14 protein-coding genes are annotated in these 15,003 nt (G+C 43.7%); 12 read left to right on the top strand and 2 right to left on the bottom strand.

What is annotated here, in order from left to right; all coding sequences use genetic code 11:
- Positions 1-10: 10 nt before the first annotated feature.
- Positions 11-1,144: an iron-containing alcohol dehydrogenase family protein gene (locus NOM01_RS10565; RefSeq protein WP_255748453.1), complete on the top strand. Its 1,134-nt coding sequence runs from the start codon at positions 11-13 to the stop codon at positions 1,142-1,144.
- Between the two features lie 80 nt (positions 1,145-1,224).
- Here NOM01_RS10565 and NOM01_RS10570 read toward each other — a convergent pair whose 3' ends face one another.
- The gene (locus tag NOM01_RS10570) at positions 1,225-2,247 is read right to left on the bottom strand and encodes an LCP family protein (protein WP_255748454.1); all 1,023 of its coding nucleotides are present in this window, start codon (positions 2,245-2,247) and stop codon (positions 1,225-1,227) included.
- Positions 2,248-2,518: 271 nt separating this feature from the next.
- On the opposite strand from NOM01_RS10570, the gene NOM01_RS10575 reads away from it, so the two are divergent.
- Together NOM01_RS10575 and NOM01_RS10580 are read left to right on the top strand one after the other, a co-directional pair.
- Positions 2,519-2,893, top strand: coding sequence for an OsmC family protein (locus NOM01_RS10575; protein ID WP_255748455.1), 375 nt, complete (start codon positions 2,519-2,521; stop codon positions 2,891-2,893).
- A gap of 166 nt (positions 2,894-3,059) precedes the next feature.
- The gene (locus NOM01_RS10580; protein WP_255748456.1) at positions 3,060-5,069 is read left to right on the top strand and encodes a methyl-accepting chemotaxis protein; all 2,010 of its coding nucleotides are present in this window, start codon (positions 3,060-3,062) and stop codon (positions 5,067-5,069) included.
- A 70-nt stretch (positions 5,070-5,139) separates the two neighbouring features.
- Here NOM01_RS10580 and NOM01_RS10585 read toward each other — a convergent pair whose 3' ends face one another.
- Positions 5,140-6,126: a sugar-binding transcriptional regulator gene (locus tag NOM01_RS10585; RefSeq protein WP_255748457.1), complete on the bottom strand. Its 987-nt coding sequence runs from the start codon at positions 6,124-6,126 to the stop codon at positions 5,140-5,142.
- 249 nt (positions 6,127-6,375) lie between these two features.
- Between NOM01_RS10585 and NOM01_RS10590 the strand changes: the two genes are divergently transcribed.
- From NOM01_RS10590 to NOM01_RS10630, 9 genes are all read left to right on the top strand, one after another.
- Positions 6,376-7,191 (top strand): SDR family oxidoreductase, encoded by an 816-nt coding sequence (locus NOM01_RS10590; RefSeq protein ID WP_255748458.1) that lies wholly within the window; start codon positions 6,376-6,378, stop codon positions 7,189-7,191.
- Positions 7,192-7,211: 20 nt separating this feature from the next.
- Entirely contained in the window at positions 7,212-7,628 is a 417-nt protein-coding gene (locus tag NOM01_RS10595; RefSeq protein ID WP_255748459.1) for a PTS sugar transporter subunit IIA, read from the top strand.
- Positions 7,628-8,122, top strand: coding sequence for a mannose/fructose/sorbose PTS transporter subunit IIB (locus tag NOM01_RS10600; RefSeq protein ID WP_255748460.1), 495 nt, complete (start codon positions 7,628-7,630; stop codon positions 8,120-8,122). Before NOM01_RS10595 ends, NOM01_RS10600 begins: the two co-directional genes overlap by 1 nt.
- Positions 8,123-8,142: 20 nt before the next feature.
- Complete coding sequence (locus NOM01_RS10605; protein ID WP_370646063.1) at positions 8,143-8,940, top strand: PTS mannose/fructose/sorbose transporter subunit IIC; 798 nt, start codon at positions 8,143-8,145, stop codon at positions 8,938-8,940.
- A 12-nt stretch (positions 8,941-8,952) separates the two neighbouring features.
- Positions 8,953-9,783, top strand: coding sequence for a PTS system mannose/fructose/sorbose family transporter subunit IID (locus tag NOM01_RS10610; protein ID WP_255748462.1), 831 nt, complete (start codon positions 8,953-8,955; stop codon positions 9,781-9,783).
- Positions 9,784-9,825: 42 nt separating this feature from the next.
- The gene (locus NOM01_RS10615; protein ID WP_255748463.1) at positions 9,826-11,088 is read left to right on the top strand and encodes a zinc-binding dehydrogenase; all 1,263 of its coding nucleotides are present in this window, start codon (positions 9,826-9,828) and stop codon (positions 11,086-11,088) included.
- Between the two features lie 198 nt (positions 11,089-11,286).
- A complete protein-coding gene (gene rpe / locus NOM01_RS10620; protein WP_255748464.1) occupies positions 11,287-11,946 on the top strand; it encodes a ribulose-phosphate 3-epimerase in 660 nt (219 codons plus the stop codon).
- Positions 11,947-12,049: 103 nt separating this feature from the next.
- On the top strand, positions 12,050-12,979 hold the full coding sequence (locus NOM01_RS10625; RefSeq protein WP_255748466.1) for a DUF1861 family protein: 930 nt from the start codon (positions 12,050-12,052) through the stop codon (positions 12,977-12,979).
- A gap of 819 nt (positions 12,980-13,798) precedes the next feature.
- On the top strand, positions 13,799-14,989 hold the full coding sequence (locus tag NOM01_RS10630; protein WP_255748467.1) for a MalY/PatB family protein: 1,191 nt from the start codon (positions 13,799-13,801) through the stop codon (positions 14,987-14,989).
- Positions 14,990-15,003: the final 14 nt, after the last annotated feature.

The raw sequence follows: 15,003 nt of genomic DNA on the forward strand, positions 1-15,003 counted from the left end.
GGTGACATATGTGGAGAATTTTTATTATAAACAACCGGTACCCATTGACTTCGGCTTCGGAAAACTCAGCCGGATGCCGGAAATTCTGGCTCAAATGAATCTGGATCGCGGCTTGTTAATCAGCGCGCCGTCGATGGTACGCGCTGGAATCGCACAGCGTGTCATGGAGCAATCGGGCGGACGCATTATTGGTGTTTTCTCAGATATTCAACCGAACCCGACCGTCTTAAATACGGACGCGTGTGCAGCGATGCTCCGCAAAGATAAATGCACCTTTGCGATCGCGCTCGGCGGGGGAAGCGTCATGGATTGTGCGAAGGCAGCGTGTTTTGTTGCCGGGACACCATACAGTGCGGCAGATTTTCTTTCGGGTGAGCGGAAGATCGATCATGCGGGGATTCCGCTGATTGCTGTTCCGACAACATCCGGAACGGCAAGTGAGGTGACAACGGCTTCGGTATTGACCGATACGGAGCGCGGAGTCAAAGCATTGCTGGCAAGCGATTATCTCTATCCGGTCTATGCGCTTGTTGATCCGGAATTAACGATGACCTGTCCGCCAAGGGTGACGGCTGCGAGCGGATTTGATGTGCTCGCACATTCGCTAGAGGCCTATTACGGCAAAAAGCATCAGCCGCTGACCGATCTTGCGGCAGAACGTGCAGCCACACTTGTTTTTGATTATCTGCTCACTGCGTACCGTGAGCCGGACAATCAAGAAGCACGAGCAAAAATGAGTGAGGCGTCGGTAACGGCAGGCCTTGCATTCGGCATCACTCAAACGGCTGCAGCACATGCCTGTTCCTATCCATTGACTCAGGACTATGGAATTCCCCATGGGGATGCATGCGCCTTTACTTTACCTTCTTTCTGGAGGCTGAACAGCAGCGAAGGCCCAGAAACAGAACGGCTGCAGGCATTCAGTAAACGGTTGGGGTTTAAGGACAGTGCTGCGCTGGCCGATCGGATGGATATGATGAAAAGGGAAATGAAGCTTCATACAACGTTGGAAGAAGCGGGTATTAATTCTGCAGATCTTGATGATTTGGTGAGCAAAAGCTTTGCACCGAACATGAGCAATAATCCGGTTGAGATAACAAAAGAGCGTTTGAAGAGTATCTATCAAAATTTATCCGAAAAATAAAGTCGGGATGGATGATCCCGGCTTTATTGCTCTAATAAAAGAGCCGTTTCGCAAAATGCGGAACGGCTCTTTTATTTATTTTAATTCGAGAAATATTTCTTAATCGTTGTCTGAAGCTCGTTCTTGTTCAGAATGATTTGGCTGTTGTTAGCCTTGAGCAGATCATCATACATGGTGGCACTGCTTCCCTTAACTTGGCGGTATTTGATCTGACTTTCCGGATGAAAGTCGCCTTTGACACCAAGCCCCACACTGACCATATCTTCTGTAGACATGTTGGTCGCAACCAAAAATTTAGACAGTGAACGGGAAAGGGCAGGCAGTCGAGTGACATTTGACGGCTGCATTATTTTTTTGGCGATACCGATCAGCGCAGCTTGCTGCAACTGTTGGCGTCCGTAGTCAGTGCCGGGCAATGAATAACGTTCGTGGGTAAGTTCAGCGGCCATTTCACCGTTCACCGTGTGAACACCTGGTGCAAAGGTTTTGCCTGCGTTTCTCTTATACCAGGGATGGGTGAGCGTCACCTTGAATGGCAGGTTTATATCAATACCGCCGAGTGCGTCAACCATATATTGCAGCCCCCAATAGTTAGTTTCGGCATAGTAGTGAATCGGAACACCGGTGAGATTAGACACGGCTTGTACGGCTGAAACAATTCCTTTTTTTTCGCCTTGTTTTACTTGCGAAATATACTGTACGCTGGTCAGCTTCGTATAGCCGTAGCCTTGCATGTATACACGCGTGTCTCGCGGAATGCTCAGCATATTGTATGTATGATTGTTCAGATCAGCGTGGATCAAGACCATCGAATCCGTATGGCTCGCCGTGTTGCCCTTTCGTGCATCCGATCCGATCAGCAGTACATTGAATGTGCCGGCTTTTTCTTTATAGTTGCTTGTGCTTTTCGAAGTGCCGCCGACGGTTTTAAGATTATTAAAATGGTTTTCCGGTTTGAGACGATGATATTCAAAGAATCCATAAGCCGTTCCTGCGATCAGCAGGAGTGCGAGACTCAACAAAACGATACGAAGAACGCGATGATGTTTTCTTGATTTTCTAAGTGTACTTCTTGAGTTGCCCGATTCATTTTTTCTAACCATGTTTTTCTCCTTTTAACTGTCGAAATCGTTCAGAAGTGAACGGTGTGCGAAGAAATGCTGCGGCAGAGAAGCAGTTGGTCATCCACCGCTCGGCTTACTTCCATACCATTCCAATAGTATAGCAAAATTTCGACTTTTTTTTCAGAATGTGTTGAAAAAAAGTTACCGTATTTTTAATATATTGCGTTCGAATGCCTGCTCATATTGACATGAATCCAGCCATACAATTGAGTAAATGCAAAAAAAGAACGATTTTTCGGAGGCGGCAGATATGGAACTGATTCAACCTTCTGAGACCCTGGAGCTTGTTCATACGCTTGGAAATTGGTCGATCAGCCAGGAGACCGGCTTTTCACCCGTCCAGCTTATCGCAGCATCAGCGGCTGCTTGCAGCACGTACGTGTTTGAAAAGCTGCTTGACGAACGCGGCATTCCCTACGAACTGAAAAAAGTTTTGTTTGATTATCAACTCGGAGTATATTATCCGAATCCAGTCGCAAAGATCGACGTCCAATTTTTTATCAAAGCAAATGCACGCGTACGTAAGGAAATTGAACATGTGTTTTATCAGATCGCAGAAAATTGTCCGGTTATTCAATCCCTGCACCCGCGCGTTAAAATTAATGAATCCATTATTTTTAATTAAGTTGAGAGTAAACGATGATGACGAACATTCAATAAATGGGAAAAGTTGAAAGAAAATCTTAATGAATCGTAAATTATTATTATAGTAATATGAAATTATTATTACAAAACCTCCTTCTGTTTCCGATATATTAATAAGAGCGAAAGGAAGGGGTTTTTGTCGAATAATGTCAAAAAAGAAAAAACAATTTCATTTCCACTTTGTTCAAGTGAATTTGCGACGCGTATTAATTACCGCTGCGGTTTGTTTTACCATCATTCCAGCAACGATAGTAGGCACATTTTCTTTTATAAACGCGAAGAATGCCGTAACGGCGCAAATGGAGGACAGTGCGAAAAATAGTGTGACACTGCTCAATCAAAACATTACCCAAATGATTGATAAAGAAAAAACAAGACTGGATTATTTATCCACTCACGTGTCGGCCGCCAACATGACAGGTGGAGGCAATCGTGAGATTCTGGATACGTTGTTGTCCCAACAGCAATCAGACAGTGGCCTTGCTCAGGCTTATGTCGGCGATAAAAAGGGTCACTATGTGTATACACCGCAGTCACTAATCAAACCGAACAACTATAATCCTGCAAAACGACCATGGTTCGAAAGCGCAATGGCGAATCCGCACCATATTGTTGTCAACGAACCTTATCAATCGGAACTAGTGAAGGATTATGTAGTGTCATTGTCGGAAACGACTACGGATGGAGAAGGCGTGGTCGGATTAGATCTAAAACTGGATGATGTTCAGAAGATTTCCAATGAAGTAAACATTGGTCAAAAGGGCTATGCATTTATTATCAGCAGTGACGGAAAAATCGTTGCCCATCCAAGCCTCAAGCCCGGTGTTAAGGTTCCTGATAAGTTATTACTTAAACGTGTGAAGCAATCGGGCCATGGCGCATTCAACTCAGTTTATAAAGGGGTGCGCAAACAAGATGTTTACGTCACGAATAAAGATACTGGCTGGGTGATTGTCGGATCGCTGCTCCAGAGTGAGGTGGAGAGCAATACAAACAGCATTCTTTGGAGTTCCATCATTGTCGGAGGCATCACAGCAATCATCGCGGCGCTGATTGCATTAGTTGCCGTAATATGGATCATTCGTCCGATTAAAAATTTAATCAGTGTAGCAAAGAAGGTTGCAAATAAGGATCTCACTGCTTATGCAAATACGGATGGATTTGAGGAATTTAAACATTTGGGAATCGGATTCAACCAAATGATTGATTCACTAAGCGATGTCTTGTCACATGTGGATGAAAAAGCGACTGCGCTCGCCTCTTCCTCTGAAGAACTGACAGCTTCAACAGAAGAGAATAAGGCCACATCTGATGAAGTTGCCCATTCCATTCAGGATATCGCAGCCGGTGCTCAAGATCAAAATGAGAAAGTGGATGCTTCGAAACAAAACGTTACGGCTATTTATAAAGAAATCGAGAATATTTTGATGAAGGCGGGTACACTTCGTGATAAATCGGATGCAGCAATGGGTACCGTAAACAGTGGAAAAGTTTCGTTGAACCAGGTAACCGGACAGATTAAAAACATTCGATCAACAAATAATAAGGTTACTGGTGAGCTGAATGATTTGGTTGAAAAGATGGAATTAATCAATTACACAAACAGCTTAATTAACGATATTGCCGCACAGACGCACCTTTTGTCATTAAATGCGGCGATCGAAGCGGCACGTGCCGGTGAACAAGGTAAGGGATTCAGTGTCGTCGCGGCAGAAATTCAGAAGCTGGCGAACCAATCTTCAGATTCCTCGAAGAAGATTGCTGAAATTGAGGATTCTATTCTGGAAAAGGTACGCGAGCTTGTGCAATCGATGCAAACCAGTACTGAGCAAGTTGATCAAGGCATTATTGTCGCGGATGAAGCGACAAAGACATTCACATCTATTGAAGAGACGGTGACATCTGTGTCAGAAGCGGCGAATGAGGTCAACCATTCTGTACAGACGATATCAGGGGCTACCGGAGAGATTGTCAATCGCATTGATGACATTGCGCATTTGTCGGAAACCGCAAGTGGGTTGACAGAAAATGTCTCCGCAGCAGCAGAACAACAATCCGCGTCTATGGAAGAAATTGCACACAATGCAACAAGTCTGTCAGCGCTGGCTGATGAACTGAGACAGATTGCCTCACAATTTGTGATTAACAAGAATTAAGAATATAAACGATACAGGCTGATCGATTAAAAATAAAGTTTAAAAAGAGCCAAAGATCTCGATTTTAGGATCATTGGCTCTTTTTCTCATTCATTTGTTCTTGATTTACCTGTTCTAGTAAGCCGTCAGCTGTCTCTTCCGTTGTAATCAGTACATTAATATGGCCGCCATTTAATGCGCCAAGGATACCGGAAATCTTCTCTTCAGACTCTGCAACGCCGATTGTATAACGTGTTCTGTGCAGAATATCCAGCGGGATTGAGAGGGTTCGGTCTGAGAGATGTGTTTGCACTTCATTGCCGTCTCGATCATAAAAGCGGGAACATAGATCGCCCACTGCGTACTCTGCCTTGAATTTCTCAACGGAGCTGTCACTGTAGAATGCGCGCCACGTTGAATGACCAGTACTGTTGATTGACCCTATGCCAATCAATGCGACACTGATGTTGTTCCACATGTTCGCAATCTCTTTATAGTATTGTGTCTGCATCCAGTCACTTTTCATTGACGGCTTCTCAACGATTGCTGGGACATCAATCATTAATGAGCGTCCCTTAAGTTTTTCTGCCGCTTGATAACAAATTGTATTGACGTGATACCGGCTTTCGAGTTTTCCTGCCGGACCGCCCACCATAGGCACACAAAAAATGTTTTGGTGTACATCCATCGGATCGAGCGCTTCAACAGTTGCTGCAAGGCTGCTTCCCCAGGAAAAGCCGATCACATCATTATCTTCAAGAACAGAATCGAGAAATTTTGCAGCAGCCTGACCAATTGCCGTAAGCTTTACGGAAGTGGGCTGCTGGTGGTCGACAGGAATCACGATCGCTTTTTTCAAATGAAAGGTTTTCTCTAATTTTTCCGCTAGTGACAGGTCATTCAGATCATAGTTAATGGTTATCTTTACAATCCCCTCTTCTCGAATTTTCTTGAGAATTCGGCTGATTGATGTTCGATTGATACCGGTCTTTTGAGCAATCTCATTTTGGGTCAGATTCTGCTCATAGTACAGCTGAGCAATCTGAATATATTTTTTTTTCGTTTCTACGTTATCCATTTCATCACCTCATCGAGCACAAATGGTCAACTTTATTGAAAATGTGCATATAACTACCCATTTATTATATTCCAAGATCATCTTTTTGTAAAACAGATAATGAAAGCACTTAAAAAGTTAACAAATTTGCAACATAAGAACAATTGACAACTTATATATTTAAATTATACTAAAAGGGTAATCACAAAAGATCATTAAAAACACAATTGTGCAATTGAAGCCTGATAAAAATGTACTGGAGGTATTATCATGAGTGAATGGCTCGGACTTAAAGGCAAGACAGTTATTGTAACAGGAGGTTCATCTGGGATTGGTAAAGCGGTCGTCGAAGCCCTACTAGACAATGATGCTCAGGTCGTACTAGCAGATTTGCACGAACCGGATCAAGATCTGTATAACAAGGCAAAAGATAATCAGCTTCTCTTTGTATCAACCAATGTTACTGATCGATCAAGCGTTGGAAATCTTGTGAATGCAGCCAAAAAGCAGTTTGGATCCGTTGATGTCATTGTAAATAATGCTGGAATTAATCTACCGCGCCTCTTAATTGACCCAAAGGAAGAAAACAGTAAATTCGAATTGAGCGACGCAACGTTCGATAAGATGGTCAGCATTAACCAAAAGGGTGTATTCCTCTGTTCACAGATTGCAGGAAGAGAAATGGTCAAGGCAGGCAAAGGGGTCATTGTCAACATGGTTTCTGAAAGCGGTTTAGAGGGATCGGAAGGCCAAAGTGCCTATGCGGCGACAAAAGCAGCGATTTATAGTTTTACTCGCTCCTGGTCAAAAGAGCTTGGAAAATACAATGTCAGAGTAGTTGGCCTCGCACCGGGTATTCTCGAAAAAACGGGACTTCGCACGCCGGCGTATGAAGAAGCGCTCGCCTACACGCGAGGTATAACCGTAGAGCAGCTTCGCAAGGGATACACGAACAAGTCTATTCCGCTCAGACGTGATGGGAAGCTGTCAGAAGTTGCCGATCTTGTCTTGTTCCTGAGCTCGGATCGAGCAAGTTATATTACGGGTACTACTTACAATATTGCCGGTGGTAAGACAAGAGGTTAAAAGTTCGGGGAGATGTTCGTATGTATTCAATTATTGTATGTGCTCATGGAGACCTTGCAGAATCGATAAAAAAATCTGTTGAAATGATTTTTGGTGAAGCGAAGAATGTGTTCCCGATCCGTTTTGTTCCTGGAGAAAATGTGGAGGACATCAAAAAGAAATTGGCAGAAACAATTGAGGTAAATCATTTAAAAGAAACCTTGATTTTTACTGATATCTTTTGTGGAAGCCCTTACAATGCGTCGGCAGCCTATGCAATGACTCATGAAGGGATTGAATTAGTCAGCGGCGTCAATCTTCCGCTTTGTCTTGAGGCCGTTTCTAATCAAACGATTAAATCACTTGAAGAAATTGTTGCGTGGCTGAAACAAGCGGCGCCAGACACATTTAAAGTATTGAGGGATGAATTACAGGCACAGGAAGAGGAGGATTTCTAATGATTATACATTTTGCTCGAATTGATGATCGTCTTATCCATGGGCAAGTCACAACGGTCTGGGTAAAAAAGGCAAATGCGAAACGAATTATCGTGTGCAGTGATGAAGTGGCACATGATGAAATTCGCAAAACACTCCTTAAGCAAGCGGCACCGCCGGGAACGAAAGTCAATGTCTGTGAAGTGGATAAGGCAGTCAAGGTGTATTTTAATCCTTTATACAAAAATGAAACCGTTTTCTATTTATTCACGAATCCCACGGATGTTCTGCGCATGGTTGAACAGAATGTTCCCATTAAAACGGTGAATATCGGCGGTATGGCTTATCGCGAAGGAAAAACACAAATTACTAAGGCCGTTTCGCTCGGATCCGAAGATATTGAGGCGTTCAAGAAATTAAATGAGAGCGGCGTTGAATTGGAATTGCGTGTCGTGGACAGCGATGCACCAATTAATATCATGAAAAAAATCGAAGGGTTGTCTTCGACTAACTAGAAGGGGGCGAGTTTATGGAAATACAACTGTACCAAGTCATACTCATCTTTGTCTTCGCGTGTATTGCCGGCATGGGCAGTGTTTTGGATGAATTCCAAACGCATCGTCCGTTGATTGCCTGTACAATCATTGGACTCATTCTCGGTGATATTCAAACGGGCATTATTTTAGGCGGAACTTTGGAACTTATCGCTCTTGGTTGGATGAACATTGGGGCGGCTCAGTCACCGGACTCAGCACTTGCAAGTATCATTTCGGCCATTCTTGTTATTGTTGGCCATCAAAGTATTCAGGCAGGCATCGCCATTGCCTTGCCTGTTGCGGCCGCCGGGCAAGTGCTGACGGTGTTCGCACGTACAATTACTGTCTTCTTCCAACATGCTGCGGATCGAGCTGCGGAGAAGGTGAATTTCCGACTCTTGGATTTCCTGCACATGTCCGCTCTCGTTGTTCAGGCTTTGCGTGTGGCGATTCCAGCACTCTTGGTGACCGTATTCATGAATGCCGGCAGCGTGCAGCATCTGCTCAACTCGATTCCTAATGTGGTTACGGGAGGCTTGAATGTTGCCGGAGGATTTATCGTCGCCGTCGGGTATGCGATGGTGCTCAATATGATGGGCGCTAAATACTTGATGCCATTCTTCTTCCTTGGGTTCATCTTGGCGTCCTATTTGAACTTCAGCTTGCTCAGCTTTGGTGCAATAGGCTTGATTGTGGCCTTTATCTATACACAGCTCAATCCAAAATATCAACAACATACTCAGACAGCAGCTACGGGGTCGTCAGAAACGCTTGCCGACGACATGCTTGAGGATTAGGAGGAGAAGGCGATGAGTGGAGCGGTTAAAAAGTTAAACAAAAAAGATTTATTTAATATGTTCGTTCGTTCAAATTTTCAGCAAGCGTCCTTTAACTATGAACGAATTCATGCATTAGGGTTTTGTTTTGACATGATTCCTGCAATTAAAAAGTTTTATAAAACGGATGAAGAACGGCGCCTTGCTTTAAAACGCCATCTGGCTTTTTTTAACACGACTCCGGCTGTATGCGGTCCCGTTGTCGGTGTAACTGCTGCCATGGAAGAAGCAAGATCAGATGGTGAACCGATTGATGACGGGTCGATTAATAGTCTAAAGGTCGGTTTAATGGGCCCCCTTGCCGGTGTCGGTGATCCGCTCATTTGGGGGACCTTGCGGCCGATTACAGCTGCACTAGGTGCATCCTTTGCACTTAACGGCAACATTTTGGGGCCATTGCTTTTCTTTATCAGCTTTAACGCGGTACGGCTTGCACTGAAGTGGTACGGAATTACCTACGGTTATCAGGCAGGCATGGGCATTGTGAAGGATATGGCTTCTAACACCTTAACGAAACTGACGGAAGGTGCAAGTATTCTCGGATTATTTGTCATGGGTGTGCTTGTTACCAAATGGACAAAAATTAATGTGCCCGTTGTGATCTCGCAGACAACCAATCAGGCTGGCGTCAAATCCACAATGACGGTACAAGGGATTCTGGATCAACTCTGTCCGGGGCTGCTCGCTCTTGGTCTTACGTTTCTGATGATGTATCTGCTGAAAAAGAAAGCAAGCCCGATTCTGCTTATTTTCGCCTTATTTGGTGTAGGGATCCTTGGTTATTGGTTAGGTATTCTTAAATAAATCAAGAGACAAAAAATGAAAAACGAGAGGGAGAATGAAAAAATGAAAACAACTGCGCTTAGACTCTATGGAAAAGAAGACCTGAGATTAGAAAAATTTGAACTTCCTGAAATAAAAAGTGACGAAATACTTGCTGAGGTTGTAACGGACAGCATCTGCATGTCTTCTTGGAAAGAAGCGAAGATCGCGTCTGATCACAAGAAAGTTCCGAATGATATAGCGGAAAATCCGATTATTGTCGGACATGAATTTTGTGGAAGGATTGTCAAGGTAGGAGACAAATGGAAAGATAAATTTGAAGAAGGAAGCAAGTTCGCCATTCAGCCGAACCTTCAGCTGCCGGACCGCCCGGATTGCCCAGGTTATTCATTTCCGTATATTGGAGGAGATGCGACCTATGTGGTCATACCTAAAGAAGTTATGGAGCATGATTGTTTACTTGAATACAACGGGGAGACCTATTTTGAAGGCTCATTATTGGAACCGCTCTCTTGTGTTATCGGCGGCTTTAATGCGAACTATCATCTCATTGAAGGCACTTATGATCATAAAATGGGGATCAAAGAAGGCGGCAATCTCTTAATTATGGGCGGCACGGGTCCAATGGGTCTTTTGCAGATTGATTACGCATTGCATGGTCCAATTAATCCAAAAAATCTCGTTGTGACCGATCTCACCGATGAAAAATTACAGGCGGCTGCAAAATTGTATTCACCTGAGGATGCTAAGAAGGATGGAATAAATCTTCATTATGTTAATGTCAGCAAGCAAGAAGACCAAGTGGCTTATCTTCAGTCATTTGTCGATAATGAATCGTATGATGATATCTTCGTGCTTGTTCCGGTAAAACCAGTTCTTACTCAAGCATCGACCCTGCTTGCCAAAGACGGGTGCCTGAATTTCTTTGCAGGTCCACGAGATAAGAATTTCTCTGCAGAAGTGAATCTGTATGACGTGCACTATAATTTCACACACTATGTTGGCACTTCAGGCGGGAATACCGATGATATGCGTGCGGCAATTAAATTAGTGGAAGAGCGAAAAGTTAAGGTTGAAAAAGTAGTTTCGCATCTTCTTGGTTTAAATGCGGTCGCAGATACGACCCTCAATCTGCCATCGATCCCAGGAGGAAAAAAACTGATTTATACACACAAGAATATGCCTCGCAAATCGTTGGAAGAGATTGTTACAGGCGATCATTCGGATTCATTCTACGCAGGTTTAAAAGAGGTACTTGTGCAAAATAACGGATTGTGGTCAAAAGCCGCTGAACAGTATGTATTAACGTATGGCGAGGGCATCTGAATAAATCGTGTATTTAAATGAACGACCGCAGAACCTGTTAAAGGCTCTGCGGTTTTTTTAGATCAATCAACCTTAAAAATGACCATTTGGAAAAGAAAAAAGGCTCCAACTCTGCGGTGCTTTAATTTTCCGAGGAATACGATTAAAATAGATTGTATACGTAAACGTTTACAATTAAAGGAAGGAAGTGAAGTATTCATGAAAATTTTACCGTCAATTTTATCTGCCAATTTCGCATGTCTTGCAGATGAAGTGCGGGATGTAGAGAAAGATGTTGATTTGATTCATGTTGACGTCATGGACGGGCATTTTGTGCCGAACATAACCATGGGTGCGAATGTTGTTCATGCATTGAAGCGGGATACTCAGGTCGCTCAAGATGTGCATCTGATGGTGGATGAGCCGATTCATTTACTGCCATCGTTTCTTGACGCAGGCGCAGACATGATTTCAGTTCATTATGAAGCATGCACACATCTGCATCGCGCCATTCAGATGATCAAGGACGGAGGAGCAAAAGCAGGAGTCGTATTGAATCCGTCAACACCTGCATCAGCACTGGAGTCGATTATTAAGGATGTCGACTATGTTTTGATCATGACCGTGGATCCCGGATTTGGCGGTCAACGTTTTCTCCCTTCAATGATTGATAAAATAAAAGCTGTACATGAAATGATTGCTACGTCAAATCTGTCGGTTCAAATTGAGGTAGATGGCGGCGTGGATACGGAAACGCTTCCACTCTGCTTTAATGCCGGAGCAACATTATTTGTTGCGGGATCAGCAATCTTCACCTTCGCGGATCGGCATGCTGCGATTGAGAAGCTGATTCGCAGTGTTCAGCAAAATAACGAATAGAGACAGTACAAAAATGGTGCCGACACATGAATTTGCGTGTTCAGAAGACTATAGTAGAGGTGATGCCGTATCAGCGCGGTGTTATTTCGGGAGGCGCAGATTCATGGAGCATGTCACAGAATGCTTGGACTTACTAGAGCAGTACATGGCTGATCATTCGACTGTGTACGCTGTTGAAAAACTAAATTTTAAGGGGGCTGGTGCTAAGGATGTTTATAACTGCACGGCTCCCTTTTATGATGAAGGAAGACGGATCATCGCGGCGCGCGTAGAATCTCGGGACAGCGAAAGCGCCCATGTCGGATTCTTTGAGCAAGATATAAATGGATGGATTTTAATGAAGGACATGCCGTTTTTCCCGCTTCAAGATCCGTTTATCACGAAAATCGATGATTTACTGCTTTTTGGGGGAGTTTGGGTCGCGCATGACACGAAGGGCCATGTGACTTGGCGGACGTTATTTTTCCGTGGCAAGACCATTCGCTCTTTGCGTCCTTTCTTTGAAGGACCGGTTGGTATGAAGGACATACGAATTGCTCAAATGCCGAATGGCTTGATTCTGGTTTTAACCCGCCCTCAAGGTGAAAAAGGAGGACGCGGTAAGATCGGCTATGTGCTTCTCGCTTCGCTTGATGAGCTCGATACGGAAAAAATTGAATGTGCGCCGTTGCTCGATGGACACTTTGCCGATGACGAGTGGGGCGGAGCCAATGAAATTCATCCACTAAAAAATGGCAATGCAGGTGTGCTCGGACATATCGCATATTTTGATCACCAAGGGGAACGACACTATTACTCAATGATTTTTACTTTGGACCCGATGACCGGACGCCATTCACCGCTTGAAATCATTGCCACACGTCAAGATTTTATTGATGGACCGACAAAACGCCCGGATCTTCGCGATGTCGTCTTCACCGGCGGCGCCATTCGCAGTGAAGGACGGATGACGCTATACGTCGGCACGAGCGATGCAGAGGCGCAGCGAATTGTGATCAGCGATCCATTTGCAAAATATGAACTGGGCTATTGATGCTTTCCGGAGCCATCATTGCGGCAAAAGCCTCTCCTTTATAAGGAAAGGCTTTTATCATACAAAAAGAAAGTATAAGATTTTGCCCTGCCGGCACGACAATAAGGTCATAAGAGGTTGATTCTAATCCGCACTTATCGATTGGGAGATCATGTGAAGCACCCATTCCGATAGATAGACGGAAAAATTACCCTTATTTAGAAAACGAACAAAAAAATAGCTTAAATAGACGGAAGAATTCCGCTTATCGAATCGAAAAACGGAAAAATGGAGAGTTTTGCTTTGCATAAGCGGAAAAATTACCCTTATTTACCGGCGAAATAACCTTCATGGTGCATATAAGCGGAAAATCTCCGCTTATTTTTACTCGTTACATAATGAAGGACCAGAATGCTTAATAAAACAGAAGTGAGATAAAGGCACTTTCCAACGCGAAAGTCACCGCGTCCTGCGGAAGTAACGACCGAGTGCTTTTTGCCCGGTTTTTCTAATACAAAAAGAAAGTAAATGGGTTTCGGATTAATAAAAGTTGGACATCAGACACGTAAGTGCAAGACTCATGCGGGAACGTCCTATTAAGAAATAGAGTCCCTATCAGTTCACCTGCGCGCCAATAGTCTCCATAGAGATGTCCAAAGTTATAAAAAAATGTTGACTTATTTTTATAAAAGAAAGAAAATATAAACAATAAATAAATTATTATTATGATAACAAATTATCTCGTAATTGATACGAGATTATTATTTTTTAAATGATGATTTCTTTTTAAGCATGATGAAATGATGAAAAATGATCTTTTGAAAAGAGGTGTAACATACGGTGTCAAAATGTATTTTTGATCAAATTGTGGAACGAAAAAATACAAATTGTGTCAAATGGGACGGGGCGGAAAGTCTGTATGGAAAGCCGCAGCTGCTCCCTATGTGGATTGCTGACATGGATTTCAGCGCACCGGATTGCATTCTTGGCGCGCTGAAGGAATGCCTAAATCAGAAAATTTTCGGCTATACCTATGCCCCTGAATCCTTGAAACAGGTGGTACAGTCGTGGCTGAGTAAGCATTATGATTGGAAGGTTCCGAGCGAAGCAATTGTTTTCAACCATAACGTGGTATCAAGTATTTCGCTTGCGCTACGCGTGCTGACGAAAAAAGGGGATAAGGTTTTGATCCATAACCCGGTTTATAATCCTTTTTTTGAGCAGCTAAAGCAGCTTGAGCGCGTTCCGGTTGTATCGGAACTCGACATTCATGATAACCGCTATTTTATGAATGTTAAGGATATGGAACGTAAAATTAATGAAGAAAATGTTTCGTGTATTCTCATTTGTTCGCCGCATAATCCCGGCGGACGCATCTGGGATCCGGAGGAATTGCAGGTTGTGATTGATCTGGCTGTAAAGTATGAGTTGCCGATTATTGCGGATGAAATTCACTCGGATCTCGTACTTCCCGGGATGAAACACCAGCCAATGGCACAGCTTGCCGCCGGGAAGTGCACGATTATTACGTTAATGGCACCGACAAAAACATTCAATTTGGCGGCAATCGGCCCATCCTATATTTTGACATTTGAACGCGAACTTACCGAAAAAATAAAACGTGAACAAAAGCTCATGGTTTATCCGGAAATCAATCCTTTTCAAATTGCAGCGATGACGGCCGCTTATGAAAAAGGCGAGCAATGGATGAACGAGCTGCTTGACTATGTAAAGGGAAACAGTGATTACGTTCGCAAACACCTCACGCAAATTAACGGACTCCGATGTATGGACAGTGATGCGACCTATTTAATGTGGATCAGTTATGCGGAACTGGGATTGTCTGAACAAGAAGTGAATGAAGCATTTGTTGCCAACGGAGTTGCGCTGCAAATGGGCAGCATGTACGGCGAAGCCGGAAACGGTTTTTTTCGAATGAATATTGCAACGCCGCGAGTAAATGTTGAAAAGGGCACAAGCATGGTGCTGCGCGCTTTTCAACAATTAATGGCTGCTCGTGCGAACGTTTAATACGACTGTACATA

It is taken from the genome of Sporolactobacillus sp. STSJ-5, assembly GCF_024385605.1.
Classification (GTDB): domain Bacteria; phylum Bacillota; class Bacilli; order Bacillales; family Sporolactobacillaceae; genus Sporolactobacillus.

What these genes read in the sequence shown, in the direction of transcription:
- NOM01_RS10615 (WP_255748463.1), top strand. Translation starts at nt 9,826, where the DNA reads ATGAAAACAACTGCGCTTAGACTCTATGGAAAAGAAGACCTGAGATTA.
- NOM01_RS10610 (WP_255748462.1), top strand. Translation starts at nt 8,953, where the DNA reads ATGAGTGGAGCGGTTAAAAAGTTAAACAAAAAAGATTTATTTAATATG.
- rpe (WP_255748464.1), top strand. Translation starts at nt 11,287, where the DNA reads ATGAAAATTTTACCGTCAATTTTATCTGCCAATTTCGCATGTCTTGCA.
- NOM01_RS10580 (WP_255748456.1), top strand. Translation starts at nt 3,060, where the DNA reads ATGTCAAAAAAGAAAAAACAATTTCATTTCCACTTTGTTCAAGTGAAT.
- NOM01_RS10600 (WP_255748460.1), top strand. Translation starts at nt 7,628, where the DNA reads ATGATTATACATTTTGCTCGAATTGATGATCGTCTTATCCATGGGCAA.
- NOM01_RS10625 (WP_255748466.1), top strand. Translation starts at nt 12,050, where the DNA reads ATGGAGCATGTCACAGAATGCTTGGACTTACTAGAGCAGTACATGGCT.
- NOM01_RS10590 (WP_255748458.1), top strand. Translation starts at nt 6,376, where the DNA reads ATGAGTGAATGGCTCGGACTTAAAGGCAAGACAGTTATTGTAACAGGA.
- NOM01_RS10575 (WP_255748455.1), top strand. Translation starts at nt 2,519, where the DNA reads ATGGAACTGATTCAACCTTCTGAGACCCTGGAGCTTGTTCATACGCTT.
- NOM01_RS10570 (WP_255748454.1), bottom strand. Translation starts at nt 2,247, where the DNA reads ATGGTTAGAAAAAATGAATCGGGCAACTCAAGAAGTACACTTAGAAAA.
- NOM01_RS10585 (WP_255748457.1), bottom strand. Translation starts at nt 6,126, where the DNA reads ATGGATAACGTAGAAACGAAAAAAAAATATATTCAGATTGCTCAGCTG.
- NOM01_RS10595 (WP_255748459.1), top strand. Translation starts at nt 7,212, where the DNA reads ATGTATTCAATTATTGTATGTGCTCATGGAGACCTTGCAGAATCGATA.